A 13,780-nucleotide genomic window follows, 5' to 3' on the forward strand; every position below is an offset into this window, starting at 1 on the left:
ACATCGTGAGGATCTTCGGCAGGGTCAGGCAGCGCCCGTCCACGGACTGGCGGCTGGCCACCAACCGGGCGTTCTCCCTGATCGACGACGGCCGCTACGAGGACGCGGGCGCGCTGCTCACCCGCGCCGCCGACCTGGAGCCGTGGCTCTCCGAGTCCTGGTTCAACCTGGCGCTGCTGCACAAGTTCCGGCACGACTGGGAGCAGGCCCGCGCCGCCGGCCTGCGCGCCGTCGCGCTGCTGGAACGGGACGCCGGCGCGCCTGACTGGTGGAACGTGGGCATCGCCGCGACCGCCCTGCAGGACTGGCCGCTGGCCCGCCGCGCCTGGCAGGCGTACGGGCTGCGCGTGCCGGGGAACGGGCACGGTTCGCTGGCCGCCTCGGGCGAGCCGCTCGGGATGAACCTGGGCGGCGCGGCCGTGCGGCTCTCCCCGGACGGCGAGGCCGAGGTGGTCTGGGGCCGGCGCCTCGACCCGGCCCGCATCGAGGTGCTGAACATCCCGCTGCCGTCCTCCGGGCGTCGCTGGGGCGAGGTCGTGCTGCACGACGGGGCGCCGCGCGGCGAGCGGACCACCGCGGCCAGCGGTTCCCCCGGCGGCCGCCCGTCGGTGTACCCGGTCTTCGACGAGATCGAGCTGTGGGCGCCGTCCTCCGTCCCGACCTGGGTCGTGCTGATCGAGGCCGCCACCCAGGCCGACCGGGACGCCCTGGAGCGGCTGGCCGCCGACGCCGGCTACGCGGCGGAGGACTGGTCGTCCTCGGTGCGGCTGCTGTGCCGCGCCTGCTCGGAGAGCCGGATGCCGAGCGAGGAGGGCGACGGCCTGGCGCTGCACGACCCGCACGACCACAGCGTGCCCGGGCATCCGGGGCCGCTGGGGCACACCGCCCCCGACGGCCTGTGGTCGCCCGAGCGGGAGTGCGGCCTGGCCGCGCCCGGCTCGCTGGTGCGCGGGCTGCTGGACGGCTGGGTGGCGGACAGCCCGGACACCCGGGACTGGCGGGACCTGGAAGAGGTCTGCTGAGGGCGCCGACCTCCGCGCCGTCCGCCGTAAGCTGTACGGGTTACGGAACGGGCTCACCGAAGGGGCGAACGGCGGACCATGGCGCGGCAAGACACCGATGAGCGGGTCAGTGACGAGTTCATCGACGACACCCAGGACTGCGCGGAGCGGGAGCTCGCCCACCGGCAGCGTGGCACGGTCCGGCCCATCACCGTCGTCGGCCACCCCATGCTGCACCGGGAGTGCCAGGACGTGACGGAGTTCGACGGCGCGCTGGCCTCGTTGGTCGACGACATGTTCGCCAGCCAGCACGCCGCCGAGGGCGTGGGCCTGGCCGCGAACCAGATCGGCGTCGACCTGAAGGTCTTCGTCTACGACTGCCCCGACGACGACGGCGTGCGGCACGTCGGCGTCGTCTGCAACCCGGTGCTGGTGGAGCTGCCGGCCGAGTCGCGGGTGCTGGACGACAACAACGAGGGCTGCCTCTCCGTCCCCACCGCCTGGGCCGAGCTCGGCCGCCCGGACGTCGCCGTGGTGCGCGGCCAGGACGCCACCGGCAAGCCGATCGCGGTCCGCGGCACCGGGTACTTCGCCCGCTGCCTCCAGCACGAGACGGACCATCTCCACGGCTCGCTCTACCTGGACCGGCTCTCCAAGCGGGAGCGGAAGAAGGCCCTGAAGATGATGGCCGAGGGCACCCCGCGGTACGAGACGGTCCCCAACCCGCCGGCCGCGTAGAAACGCGCAGGTGACGCGGCGGGGGAGCGCGGACGAACGGCGCCGGACGAGAAGTCCGGCGCCGTACCCGGTGGTTGACGCGCGTTGACTCATCGGCCAGTCTCTGACTCGACCAGGCACAGCCCTCTACCCCACGGAGGCGGAATGTTGAGACGCGTCGTACGGTTTCTGCTCACTCTTGTCATGGTCGGGACAGCATCGGTGGCCATCTCCGTCAGCACCGCGGGCACCGCTCAGGCGGACGGCTGCTACACCTGGAGCGGCACCCTGCAGCAGGGCGACTCGGGCGAGGCGGTGCGCCAGTTGCAGATCCGGGTTTCCGGCTACCCCGGCCGGGGCGCGGTGCTGGCGCTCGACGGCGAGTACGGTCCGGCCACCGCCGCGGCGGTGCAGCGGTTCCAGCAGGCGTACGGCCTCTCGGCCGACGGCATCGCCGGATCGCAGACGTTCAACCAGATCTACGCGCTCCAGGACGACGACTGCACGCCGGCCCACTTCACCTACTCCGAGTTCAACGACTGCAACTCGGACTGGTCGGGCGGCGCGGTCAGCGCCTCCGAGGCGCAGGCCAACGCGCTCGTCAACATGTGGAAGCTGGAGGCGATGCGGCACGCCCTGGGCGACGCGCCGATCGTCGTCAGCAGCGCGTTCCGCTCGCGCGCCTGCAACGACGCGGCCGGCGGGGCCAGCGACAGCCGCCACCTGTACGGCGCGGCCGTCGACCTGGTCGGCAACCACTCGCTGTGCACCCTCGCGCAGGCGGCCAGGGACCACGGGTTCAACGGCATCCTGGGCCCCGGCTACCCGGGCCACGACGACCACACGCACGTGGACACCCGTTCCAGCCAGTACTGGGACGCCCCCAGCTGCGGCGTCTGAGCGGTCCCGAACGACCCTGATCGGGCACCGATCGAGCACTGATCGAGACCCGATCGGGTCTGAACACCCGGACCGGCGGCCGGGGGCGCGTGCCGCGCTCCCGGCCGCCGGTCTCGCGCGCTCAGCGCGCCACGTCGGTCCAGCAGGCGCGCATCAGCCCGGTCAGCTCGGCGACCACCGCCGGGTGCCGGGCCGCCACGTCCGTGGTCTCGCCCGGGTCGGCGGCCAGATCGTAGAGCTCCAGCGCCCACCGCTCGTCCGGCACCCGCCGGTCCCGCCCCGGCGCGAACCGCACCGCCTTCCAGTCGCCCCGGCGCACCGCCTCGGCCAGCTGGCCGGCGCGCCCGGCGTCCACCGCGTTCGCGCGGGGCGTGGCGCTGCTGCCGCCCCGGAACCAGTAGAGGTGGTCGTGTTCCGCCGCCTCGCCGTGGGCGCCCAGCAGCGCTGCGGCCGACCGGCCGTCGATGCCCTTCGGCGTCCGGCCGCCGGCGAGTTCGGCGAGCGTGGGCAGCACGTCGATCAGCGGCGTCACCCGCTGGCTCACCGTGCCGCCCACGACGGTGCCGGGGCGCCAGGCGACGAGCGGCACCCGGATGCCGCCCTCGTAGAGGTTGCGCTTGTAGCCGCGCAGCGGCCCGTTGGCGTCGAACAGGTCGGGGTCGGTGCCGTCCTCCTCGTGCGGCCCGTTGTCGCTGGTGAAGAGCACCAGCGTGTCCCGGTGGACGCCGAGCCGCCGCAGCTCGTCGGTGACCGCGCCGACCATCCGGTCGAGGCGGGCGATCTGCGTCGCGTGCGCCCGGTCCGCCGGGCTCCACGGCCGGTCGCGGTAGGCCGACGCGGCGGCCTCGGCCGGCGGCACGGCGCTCGGCGCGTGCGGCAGGCTGGGGGAGAGGTAGAGCAGGAAGCGGCGGCGCGCCGTCACCTGCCGGCGCAGGAAGTCGAGCGCGCGCTCCTCGAAGAGGTCCGGCGCGTACGAGCCCGGCTCCACCGGGCGGCGCACGTCGTCGTGCCAGAGGTGGTCGGGCATGTGGTCCCGGGCGTGCCGGTGGGTGACGTAGCCGTAGAACTCGTCGAAGCCGCGGGCGTTGGGCCGGCTCGGATCGTCCGCGGCCTCGCCGCCGAACCCCCATTTGCCGACGCACGCGGTGCGGTAGCCGCGGGCCCTGAGCACCTCGGCGAACGTCGGCTGGTCCGGGTCGAGCGCGTCCTGCCGCCCGTTCGACGGATTGTGCCGGACGGCGGAGTGCCCCGAGTGCAGGCCGGTGAGCAGCGAGCAGCGGGACGGCGCGCAGACCGGCGCGGCCGAGTACGCCTGGGTGAAGCGCAGCCCCTCGGCGCAGAGCCGGTCCAGCCGGGGGGTGCGCATCGTGCGCTGTCCGTACGCGCCGAGCTCGCCGTAGCCGAGGTCGTCGGCCGTGATCACCACGACGTTGGGCGGCCGGTCGACCGCCTGTCCCCGGGACGGCAGGAGGGCGTTGAATCCGAGGGCGACGGTGGAGGCGGCGAGGCCGGCCCCACCGACGAGGACATGACGGCGCGTGGACAAGGTGACTCCGGGCGTACGGTGACGACGACGCGTGAGCGTGCGGTCGTGAGACGGTCGTCCTACTTCACGTGGACCGGGTCTGCGAGGTTGCACATGACCGGGCCCACGTGCCGAGGCTCACGCGCCGGCGTTCACCATAGGTCAGAAGTCGTCGTCGAAGGACACGTTGCCCTCCACCGCCACCTGGTAGGCCGATGCCCGACGTTCGAAGAAGTTCGTCAGCTCCTGGACGTTCTGCAGCTCCATGAACGGGAACGGGTTGCGCGCGCCGTAGACCGGGTCGAGGCCGAGGCGGACGAGGCGCTGGTCGGCGACGCACTCCAGGTACTCGCGCATCGACTCGGTGTTCATCCCCGGCAGTCCCTCGCCGCAGAGGTCCCGGGCGAACTGCAGCTCCGCGGCGACCGCCTCGCGCAGCATCTCGGAGATCTGCCGGCCCAGCTCCGCGTCGAACAGGTCCGGCTCCTCCCGGCGCACGGTGTCCACCACGTGGTAGGCGAAGTCCATGTGGCAGCTCTCGTCGCGGAACACCCAGTTGGTGCCGGTGGCCAGGCCGTGCAGCAGGCCGCGGGAGCGGAACCAGTAGACGTAGGCGAAGGCGCCGTAGAAGAAGAGGCCCTCGATGCAGGCGGCGAAGCAGATCAGGTTCAGCAGGAAGCGGCGGCGGTCGGCCTTGGTCTCCAGCCGGTCGATGTCCTCCACCGAGTCCATCCAGCGGAAGCAGAACTCGGCCTTCTCCCTGATGGACGGGATGTTCTGCACGGCGGCGAACGCGGCCGCCCGCTCGTCGGGATCGGGCAGGTAGGTGTCCAGCAGCGTCAGGTAGAACTGGACGTGCACCGCTTCCTCGAACAGCTGTCGGGAGAGGTAGAGGCGCGCCTCGGGGGAGTTGATGTGACGGTAGAGGGTGAGCACCAGGTTGTTCGCCACGATCGAGTCGCCGGTGGCGAAGAACGCCACCAGCCGGCCGATGAGGTGTTGTTCGCCCGGTGAGAGCTTCGCCAGGTCCGTGACGTCCGAGTGGAGGTCCACCTCCTCGACGGTCCAGGTGTTCTTGATCGCGTCGCGGTAGCGCTCGTAGAAGTCCGGGTAGCGCATCGGACGCAGGGTCAGCTCGAAGCCCGGGTCGAGCAGGTTCCTGGTGGCGGCGCCGGTGCTGGCGGTGCTGGTGGTGCTGTCGGCGGTGGCGCCGGGGGTGGTGCTGGTCACTGGCAGGCCTCGCAGGTCTCGGGGTTCTCCAGGGAGCAGGCGGCGGCCTCCGCGGCGGAGGGCGCGGCCTGTTCGGGGACGGTGACGGTGGTGGGGGCGGCGGCGCGGGCGGACTGGGCGATCCGGGTCGCCGGCCGGGAGCGCAGGTAGTAGGTGGTCTTCAGACCGCGCTGCCAGGCGTAGGCGTACATCGAGCTGAGCTTCCCGATGGTGGGCGCGGCCATGAAGAGGTTCAGCGACTGGCTCTGGTCCAGGTACGGGGTGCGCGCGGCGGCCATGTCGATCAGGGCGCGCTGCGGCAGCTCCCAGGCCGTGCGGTACAGCGACCGCAGCTCGTCCGGCAGGCCCGGCAGGTCCTGGATCGAGCCGTTCGCCTCGCGCAGCGCCTCCCTGGTGGCCTCGTCCCACCGGCCCAGCCGCTTCAGCTCGGCCACCAGATAGGCGTTGACCTGGAGGAACTCCCCGCTGAGCGTCTCCCGCTTGAAGAGGTTCGAGACCTGCGGCTCGATGCACTCGTAGACCCCGGCGATGGAGGCGATGGTGGCGGTGGGCGCGATCGCCAGCAGCAGGGAGTTGCGCATGCCGACGCGGGCGATCCGGGCGCGCAGCGCGTCCCAGCGCTCCGGCCAGGCGGCGGACGCGGTGGTCTCGGGGTAGTGGTCGGGGTGCAGCGTGCCCCGGGCGGTGCGGGTGTCCGCCCAGGCCGGGTGCGGGCCGTGCCGTTCGGCGAGCTCGGCGGAGGTCTCGTAGGCGGCCAGCATGATCCGCTCGGCGATCCGGGTGGACAGCTCCCGGGCCTCGGCCGAGTCGAACGGCAGGCGCAGCCGGAAGAAGACGTCCGCCAGCCCCATCACGCCCAGCCCGACCGGCCGCCACCTGGCGTTGGAGTCGCCGGCCTGCCGCGTCGGGTAGTAGTTGATGTCCACCACCCGGTCGAGGAAGACCACCGCCGTCCGCACGGTGGCGTCCAGCCGGTCCCAGTCGATCCCGCCGGCGGGCGTCACATGGGCGGCGAGGTTGACCGAGCCGAGGTTGCACACGGCCGTCTCACCGTCGTCGCTGACCTCCAGGATCTCGGTGCAGAGGTTCGAGGAGTGCACCACGGCGCCGGGTCGGGCCGTCTGGTTGGCCGTGCGGTTGGCGGTGTCCTTGAACGTCATCCAGCCGTTGCCGGTCTGCGCCAGGGTGCGCATCATCCGGGCGTAGAGCTGCCGGGCCGGCACCGCGCGCCGCGCCAGGCCCGCGGCCTCCGCCCGGCGGTAGGCGGCGTCGAACTCCTCGCCCCACAGGTCCACCAGCTCCGGCACGTCGACCGGCGAGAAGAGCGACCAGTCGGCGTCGGCCGCGACCCGGCGCATGAACTCGTCGGGGATCCAGTGCGCGAGGTTGAGGTTGTGGGTGCGCCGGGCCTCCTCGCCGGTGTTGTCGCGCAGTTCGAGGAACTCCTCGATGTCCGCGTGCCAGGTCTCCAGGTAGACGCAGGCCGCGCCCTTGCGGCGGCCGCCCTGGTTGACCGCGGCGACCGAGGCGTCGAGGGTGCGGAGGAACGGCACGATGCCGTTGGACTGGCCGTTGGTGCCGCGGATCAGCGAGCCGCGGGCCCGGATCCGGGAGTAGGGCAGGCCGATGCCGCCCGCGTGCTTCGACAGCCGGGCCACCTGGTGGTAGCGGTCGTAGATCGAGTCCAGCTCGTCCTTCGGGGAGTCCAGCAGGTAGCAGGAGGACATCTGCGGGTGCCGGGTGCCCGAGTTGAACAGCGTGGGGGAGGAGGGCAGGTAGTCGAGCCGGCTGGTCAGCCGGTACAGCTCGGCGACCTCGGCCAGCGCGGGCTCCGACTCGTCGGCGGCGAGGCCGCAGGCCACCCGCAGCAGGAAGTGCTGCGGGGTCTCGATCACCGCCCGGCTGGTCGGGTGGCGGAGCAGGTACCGGGAGTGGACGGTGCGCAGCCCGAAGTACCCGAACCGGTCGTCCGCGCCCTCGGCGACCGCCCGCTCGACCAGCGCGTCGAGCCGGGCCGCGTGCCGGCGCACGAAGCTCAGCGTGCGGTCGGCGATCAGACCCTCCCGGTGGCCCACCTCGATCGAGGCGGTGAAGGACCCGGCGCCCTGGCCGGCGGCCTCCTCGCGGACGGCGACCGTCAGCAGCCGGGCGGCGAGCCGGGAGTACTCGGGGTCCTCGACGATGAGTCCGGCGGCGGCCTCGATGGCCAGGTCCCGCACCTCGGCCGCGTCGGAGCCGGCGTGCCGGCCGCGCGCCACCGCCGCCGCGACCCGGTCGGGGTCGGTCGCGGGCAGCCCGGCCGACGCCGCCGCCAGCAGACGCCGCATCGGATCCGGTGGCTCGGCGGCGGTCTGGGATGGGGCGACGATCTCGGGTGCGATGGTCACGGCGACGCTCTCCTCACGGCGCGAGGGGCGACGCAGGTGGACGAGCGCGCGCGGGCAGGCGTGTCCCCCCGGCAACCGGGCAAAGGGCATCCAAGCACCGCGTCCGCTGGCCCAGCCCACGAGGCCCGGACGAGTTCCTCCGCCGCCGACAGGCATTCGGACTCGTGACGGGCATCAGAAAACGGCAAGGATCAGCCCATCACACACCGTTGCGGGACAGTTCCGGACTCGCACCGGATTCCCCTGCGGTGGCAGCGAGCACGAGCATACATCTTGTGCCGTGAAAGTCGAGCGCCCCTATATGTTGTGGTCGCCGAGGAGTTCGTCGGTCGGCGGATCGTCCAGGCCTCGTGCGAACGTGCTGAGAACGAACCCGGGCAGCGGCTCCCAGTCCCGCTCCGGTGTCCGCACAAAGCCCAGCCGCTCGTACAGCCGGTGGGCCGTGTGCATCTGCAACTGACTGGACAGCACGATGCGCCGCCGGCCGGACCGGCGCGCCCGGCGGAGGCACTCGCGCACCAGCGCCTCGCCGGCCCCGCGCCCGCGCGCGGCGGGGGACACCGCGAGCATCCGGAACTCCGCCTCGTCCGGGCCGGCGATGTCGGCGTACTCCCCGGCGGTGACGAAGGTCACCGTCCCCACCACCTCGTCGCCCGGACCGTCCGGCGCCACGGCCACCAGCACTTCGGCGTGCTCCGCGCGCCGCGCCGCGTCGCGCAGCACCGCCAGATACGGGTCGCGCTCGGCGTCGACCAGCAGGCCCTCCCCGAGATACACGGCGGCGGTCAGCGCCCCGACCGCCGCCAACTCCGCCGGCCTCGCGTCCCTGATCGTGATGTCCATGGGATCAGTGTGACCGTGGGGTCTGACACCGCCGCCCTCCGACCGCCGCCCTCCGACCGCCGCCCGGCGCCGCGGCCCGCACGTGCGGAGACGGTCGGTCAGCAGCAGCCGCCGCCGGGCGGTCCGGCCGGGTCGCCGTACCGGGACCTGACGCGCCGCCGTTCGAACTCGCGGCGGCTCGGCGCCGGAGCCGTCGGGTCCGTCGCGCGCAGCCGCGCCACGTGCCGTTCGTACGCGGTCTCGCCGGTGAACTCCCTGACGTACCACCACAGCCGGGCGGCGGCCCGGCGCGGCGGGGCCGCGGTCACGGTCGCGCCCCCGTCCTGGTCTCGGCGGAGCTCCTGGACTGCTCGGGAATGCCGCCGCCGGGCCCGAGACCCGCGGCCACGAGGTCGGCCTTCTCCTCCCTGGTGGGGATGAGCCCGGCCGGGGCGACGATCTGGGACTCCTCGGCCGGCGCCTCGGCGAGCGCCACGTCCTGCGGCCGCATGGCGGCCCTGACGCACACCCGCGCCGCGTCGACGAAGACCACGATGACCAGCAGCGCGAGCACCGCCGTCAGCGTGGCGTCCACCGTCGCGTTCGTGACGATGGTCTCCATGTCGCCCACGTCCTGGGCGGGAGCCAGCACCTCGCCGGCGTCGATGCCGTCCTGGTAGACGTCACGCTGGGCCAGGAAGCCGACCCGGGGATCGTCCGAGAACACCTTCTGCCAGCTCGCGGTCAGGGTCACCACCGCCACGAAGGTCATGGGCACGGCCGTGACCCAGGCGTAGCGCAGCCGTCCCGACTTGACCAGCAGCACCGTGCAGACGGCCAGCGCCACCGCGCCGAGGAGCTGGTTGGTGATGCCGAACAGCGGGAACAGCGTGTTGATTCCGCCGAGCGGGTCGTTGACCCCGACCCAGAGCAGGTAGCCCCAGAGGCCGACGACCAGCCCGCTGGTCAGCCAGACGCCGGGCAGCCAGGTGTGCGAGCGCAGCCGGGCCAGCGACGGGTGGGCGCTGGCCAGCGCGTCCTGGAGGATGAAGCGGCCGACCCGGGTGCCGGCGTCGAGGGCGGTCAGGATGAACAGCGCCTCGAACATGATCGCGAAGTGGTACCAGAAGCTCATCATGCTCTCGCCGCCGAGGAAGTCGGCGAGGATCCCGGCCAGGCCCAGCGCCAGCGTGGGCGCGCCGCCGGTCCGGGACAGCAGCGACTCCTCCTCCACCGACTCGGCCGCCGCGGCGAGCTGGTCGGGCGTGATCGTGAAGCCCCAGGACGTGATGGTGTCGGAGGCCGACTGGAGCGTGTCGCCGATCATCGCGGGCGGCGAGTTCATCGCGAAGAAGAGCCCCGGCTCCAGGATGCAGGCCGCGATGATCGCCATGATCGCCACCGAGGACTCCATCAGCATCGCGCCGTAGCCGATGGTGCGGACCTGCGTCTCCTTCTGGATCATCTTCGGGGTGGTGCCCGACGAGATCAGCGCGTGGAAGCCGGACAGCGCCCCACAGGCGATGGTGATGAAGACGAACGGGAAGAGGGAGCCGGCGAAGACCGGGCCGTCGCCGCGCGAGGCGAAGTCGGTGACCGCGTCCATCTGCAGGTTCGGCAGCACGAAGAGCACGGAGAGGGCCAGCAGCCCGATGGTGCCGATCTTCATGAACGTCGACAGGTAGTCGCGCGGCACCAGCAGCAGCCACACCGGCGCCACCGAGGCGGCGAAGCCGTAGATGACCAGCGCGATGACCAGCGTCCGCGGGGACAGGGTGAACGCGTCGGCCATGCCGGAGTTGGCGACCCAGCGGCCGGCGACGATGGCGAAGAGCAGCAGGGCCACGCCGATGAGCGTGACCTCGGCGACCCGTCCGGGCCGCAGCCAGCGCAGGTAGACGCCCATGAACAGGGCGATCGGGATGGTCAGCCCGACGGAGAACGCGCCCCACGGCGATTCGGCGAGCGCGTTGATCACGACCAGCGCCAGCACCGCGAGCAGGATGATCATGATGACGAAGATCGAGATGACCGCGGCGATGCCGCCCACCGTGCCGATCTCCTCGCGCGCGATCTGGCCCAGCGACTTGCCGTTGCGCCGCACCGAGAAGAACAGCACCACCATGTCCTGCACCGCGCCGGCGAAGATCACGCCGGCGATGATCCAGAGGGTGCCGGGCAGGTAGCCCATCTGCGCGGCGAGCACCGGACCGACCAGCGGCCCCGCCCCGGAGATGCCGGCGAAGTGGTGGCCGAGCAGCACCCGCCGGTCGGTCGGATGGTAGTCGAGGCCGTCGTTGAGACGCTCGGCCGGCGTGGCACGGGCGCCGTCGGCTCTCAGCACCCGGGTCACGATGAACTTCGCGTAGAAGCGGTAGCCGATGGCGTACGAGCCGAGCGCCGCCGCGAGGATCCAGGCCGCCGAGACCTCCTCGCCCCGGGCCAGCGCCAGCACCCCCCAGCCGGTCGCGGCCACCAACGAGACCACGGTCCAGATGATCACCGAACGCGGCCGCAGCCGCCGAGTTTGTGCAGGTTGTCCCGCCATGGCGTCCTCCCTGTCCAGTCCTGCCCAGTCCCGTCCCTGTGCCGTGCAGTGCCGTGCCGTGCGGCGCCGTGCCAATGGCGTGCCGCGGGCCTGGCTCCGGTTCTGCCCAGCGTCGCCGGACCGCACCCGCGGATCACCGACGATCGACAGGCCCGGAATGTAGGACACCTGGTGGGGGGCTGACTACCGGGTCGGCCGCGGCCTCTCCAGATTCGCCACAAACTTGTACCGGTCGCCGCGGTAGACGGAGCGGACCCACTCCACCGGCTCCCCCTCGGTGTCCCGCGAGTGGCGGGAGAGCATCAGCATCGGCAGCCCGACGTCCGTGCCGAGCAGCCCGGCCTCCCGCGGGCTGGCGAGCGCGGTCTCGATGGTCTCCTCCGCCCGGGCCAGGTGGATGCCGTAGACCTCGGCCAGCGCCGCGTACAGCGAGGAGTAACGGACCAGGCTGCGGCGCAGCGCGGGGAAGCGCTCCTGGGAGAGGTGGGTGGTCTCGATGGCCATCGGCTCGCCGCTGGCCAGGCGCAGCCGCTCGATCCGCAGCACCCGGCCGCCCGGCGGCAGCTTGAGCAGCTGGGCGAGCCGCTCGTTCGCGGTGATGTACCCGATCTCCAGCAGCTGCGAGGTGGGCTCCAGGCCCTGCGCCCGCATGTCCTCCGTGTACGACGTCAGCTGCAGCGCCTGGGAGACCTTCGGCTTGGCCACGAAGGTGCCCTTGCCCTGGATGCGCTCCAGCCGGCCCTCCACCACGAGCTCCTGCAGCGCCTGGCGCACCGTCGTCCGGGAGGTGTCGAACTCGGTGGCCAGCGAGCGCTCGGGCGGCACCGGGGTGCCGGGCGGCATGGTCTCCGTCATCTGCTGGAGGTGGCGCTTGAGGCGGTAGTACTTCGGCACCCGGGCCGTGCGGCTCCGCTCGGCGCCGTCCGTCGCGCCCGCGCCGGCCGAGACGGCCCCCGCCGGGCCGGAAACGCCCGCGGTGGTGCCGCCGTCCCTCGCCATCGCTCGCCTTTCGGGTTCGTTCCCCTCGGACCACGCCCGACCGGGTTTTTTCTGTTTCCGCTGATCTGCCGTCACCGGCTCCTCCGCGCTTGCAGCTCACATCGTGGCACGCGCCGCACGGGCGCGGTGCACTCGGGCAGATGTCGGTCCGGTAACGGACGGCGGGCGCCGCTCGTGGACCCTTGACACCCTCACTGGTCTAGTCCAGGCTCCATGCCTGGTCTACACCTCTTGTCTACACCACTGGCGAGCTGGGAGAAGGAGGGTCCTCGTGAGACGCAAGCTGATCGCCGCCCTCGGCGTTGCGGCGTGTACGGCCGCGCTGGCCGGCTGCGGCGACGACGGCAGCGGAGGGGGCGGCGATCCCGACGCGCTGACCGTCTGGCTGATGGACGGTTCGGCGCCGGAGAGCTGGGTCACGGAGCTGAACGAGGCGTTCGAGCGCGAGCACGGCGTCGAGGTCACCGTGGAGATCCAGCAGTGGGAGGGCATCCAGGACCGGGTGACCACCGCGCTCTCCGAGGACGGCACGGTGGACGTGCTGGAGATCGGCAACACCCAGACCGTGGGCTACGCCAACACCGGCGGCCTGGCGGCCCTCGACGAGCTCGCCGACCAGCCGTGGACCGAGTCGATGCTGGCCTCCGCGGAGGTGGACGGCACCCTGTACGCCGCCCCCTGGTACGGCGCCAACCGGGTGGTGGTCTACGACAGGAGCGTCTGGGCGGACGCCGGCGCGGAGGTGCCCACCACCCGCGACGAGTGGATCGACGCGCTGGAGGCGATCGAGCAGAACACCGACGCCGAGCCGATCTACCTGCCGGGTCAGAGCTACTACGTGCTCGGCGGCTTCATCGCCGACGAGGGCGGCGGCTTCGCGGTGGAGGACGGCGAGGACTGGGCGGGCGCGCTGAACACGCCGGCCGGCGAGGCCGGCATGGAGTTCTACGCCGAGCTCCAGTCGTTCTCCACCTCCCCGACGGACAACGACGAGGCGGAGCCGCAGCAGTCGACCGAGGTGGTCCCGAACCAGGAGGTCGCCTCCTGGATCGGCCTGGGCTGGGAGGCCGCGGGCGCCATCGCGGCGATCGAGGAGCAGGGCGGCGAGGCCGACTTCGGCTACTTCCCGATCCCCGGCAAGTCCGCCGACGAGCTGGGCCACGTCTTCCTCGGCGGCTCCAACCTCGCGGTCAACGAGCGCGCCGGCAACCCGGAGATGGCGCGGGAGTGGCTGCGCATGGCCACCTCCGCCGAATGGGCGCAGAAGTACGTGGACGCCAACGACGGCGGAGTGGTGCCGAACCGCACCGACGTCACCGCCTCGCCCGCGTCCGGCAGCTTCGCCGAGGCCATGGTCGCCTCCGCCGACGTCGGATTCCTGCCCCCGCTGACCACCGGTTGGGCCAACGTCGAGACCGACCCGAACCCGATAAAGGAACTGATGACCAACGTGCTCGACGGCGAGGACTACGCCTCCGCCGCCGAGGCCGCGGACAGCGAGATCACCACCCGCATCAACCGCGAGTGACCGACAGGTCGACGAGACCGCCACCGGTGGCCCATCCCCCCGCCGGGTCGCCGGTGGCCGGCGACCCGGCGGGGCACGCGCGCGTGCGGCGCCGGCGGCCGTCAGCGAGGGCAGCGAGGGAGC

At 72.6% G+C, this 13,780-nt stretch carries 11 protein-coding genes and 1 riboswitch; of the genes, 4 read left to right on the forward strand and 7 right to left on the reverse strand.

Going from position 1 to position 13,780, the window contains the following annotated elements; genetic code table 11:
• Nucleotides 1–5: 5 nt before the first annotated feature.
• The 3 genes from ABGB06_RS01140 (at nt 6) to ABGB06_RS01150 (ending at nt 2,618) form a co-directional block, all read left to right on the forward strand.
• Nucleotides 6–1,022: a tetratricopeptide repeat protein gene (locus tag ABGB06_RS01140; protein ID WP_347584667.1), complete on the forward strand. Its 1,017-nt coding sequence runs from the start codon at nt 6–8 to the stop codon at nt 1,020–1,022.
• A 78-nt stretch (nt 1,023–1,100) separates the two neighbouring features.
• Complete coding sequence (gene def, locus ABGB06_RS01145) at nt 1,101–1,739, forward strand: peptide deformylase (RefSeq protein ID WP_347584668.1); 639 nt, start codon at nt 1,101–1,103, stop codon at nt 1,737–1,739.
• A gap of 144 nt (nt 1,740–1,883) precedes the next feature.
• Nucleotides 1,884–2,618 carry a D-Ala-D-Ala carboxypeptidase family metallohydrolase gene (locus ABGB06_RS01150; protein ID WP_347584669.1) on the forward strand — a complete coding sequence of 245 codons (735 nt, stop codon included), beginning with the start codon at nt 1,884–1,886 and terminating at the stop codon, nt 2,616–2,618.
• A 121-nt stretch (nt 2,619–2,739) separates the two neighbouring features.
• Here the strand turns inward: ABGB06_RS01150 and ABGB06_RS01155 are convergent, their stop codons facing one another.
• The 7 genes from ABGB06_RS01155 to ABGB06_RS01185 all read right to left on the reverse strand — a co-directional run bounded on the left by ABGB06_RS01155 (nt 2,740) and on the right by ABGB06_RS01185 (nt 12,129).
• Entirely contained in the window at nt 2,740–4,164 is a 1,425-nt protein-coding gene (locus tag ABGB06_RS01155; protein WP_347584670.1) for an arylsulfatase, read from the reverse strand.
• A gap of 141 nt (nt 4,165–4,305) precedes the next feature.
• On the reverse strand, nt 4,306–5,373 hold the full coding sequence (locus ABGB06_RS01160; RefSeq protein ID WP_347584671.1) for a ribonucleotide-diphosphate reductase subunit beta: 1,068 nt from the start codon (nt 5,371–5,373) through the stop codon (nt 4,306–4,308).
• The gene (locus ABGB06_RS01165; RefSeq protein ID WP_347585399.1) at nt 5,370–7,700 is read right to left on the reverse strand and encodes a ribonucleoside-diphosphate reductase subunit alpha; all 2,331 of its coding nucleotides are present in this window, start codon (nt 7,698–7,700) and stop codon (nt 5,370–5,372) included. The genes ABGB06_RS01160 and ABGB06_RS01165 overlap by 4 nt, the downstream gene beginning before the upstream one ends.
• Before the next feature lie 189 nt (nt 7,701–7,889).
• Nucleotides 7,890–8,035, reverse strand: a riboswitch (cobalamin riboswitch).
• A gap of 22 nt (nt 8,036–8,057) precedes the next feature.
• Nucleotides 8,058–8,603 carry a GNAT family N-acetyltransferase gene (locus ABGB06_RS01170; RefSeq protein ID WP_347584672.1) on the reverse strand — a complete coding sequence of 182 codons (546 nt, stop codon included), beginning with the start codon at nt 8,601–8,603 and terminating at the stop codon, nt 8,058–8,060.
• Nucleotides 8,604–8,701: 98 nt separating this feature from the next.
• Nucleotides 8,702–8,911: a CstA-like transporter-associated (seleno)protein gene (locus ABGB06_RS01175; RefSeq protein WP_347584674.1), complete on the reverse strand. Its 210-nt coding sequence runs from the start codon at nt 8,909–8,911 to the stop codon at nt 8,702–8,704.
• Nucleotides 8,908–11,130 (reverse strand): carbon starvation CstA family protein, encoded by a 2,223-nt coding sequence (locus ABGB06_RS01180; RefSeq protein ID WP_347584675.1) that lies wholly within the window; start codon nt 11,128–11,130, stop codon nt 8,908–8,910. Before ABGB06_RS01180 ends, ABGB06_RS01175 begins: the two co-directional genes overlap by 4 nt.
• A gap of 183 nt (nt 11,131–11,313) precedes the next feature.
• The gene (locus tag ABGB06_RS01185) at nt 11,314–12,129 is read right to left on the reverse strand and encodes a GntR family transcriptional regulator (RefSeq protein WP_347584676.1); all 816 of its coding nucleotides are present in this window, start codon (nt 12,127–12,129) and stop codon (nt 11,314–11,316) included.
• A gap of 271 nt (nt 12,130–12,400) precedes the next feature.
• Between ABGB06_RS01185 and ABGB06_RS01190 the strand changes: the two genes are divergently transcribed.
• A complete protein-coding gene (locus tag ABGB06_RS01190) occupies nt 12,401–13,657 on the forward strand; it encodes an extracellular solute-binding protein (protein ID WP_347584677.1) in 1,257 nt (418 codons plus the stop codon).
• The last annotated feature ends 123 nt before the right edge of the window (nt 13,658–13,780 follow it).

The organism is Streptomyces sp. B6B3 (genome assembly GCF_039871525.1).
GTDB lineage: Bacteria > Actinomycetota > Actinomycetes > Streptomycetales > Streptomycetaceae > Streptomyces.

What these genes read in the sequence shown, in the direction of transcription:
- ABGB06_RS01180 (WP_347584675.1), bottom strand. Translation starts at nt 11,130, where the DNA reads ATGGCGGGACAACCTGCACAAACTCGGCGGCTGCGGCCGCGTTCGGTG.
- ABGB06_RS01150 (WP_347584669.1), top strand. Translation starts at nt 1,884, where the DNA reads ATGTTGAGACGCGTCGTACGGTTTCTGCTCACTCTTGTCATGGTCGGG.
- ABGB06_RS01170 (WP_347584672.1), bottom strand. Translation starts at nt 8,603, where the DNA reads ATGGACATCACGATCAGGGACGCGAGGCCGGCGGAGTTGGCGGCGGTC.
- ABGB06_RS01165 (WP_347585399.1), bottom strand. Translation starts at nt 7,700, where the DNA reads ATGCGGCGTCTGCTGGCGGCGGCGTCGGCCGGGCTGCCCGCGACCGAC.
- ABGB06_RS01185 (WP_347584676.1), bottom strand. Translation starts at nt 12,129, where the DNA reads ATGGCGAGGGACGGCGGCACCACCGCGGGCGTTTCCGGCCCGGCGGGG.
- def (WP_347584668.1), top strand. Translation starts at nt 1,101, where the DNA reads ATGGCGCGGCAAGACACCGATGAGCGGGTCAGTGACGAGTTCATCGAC.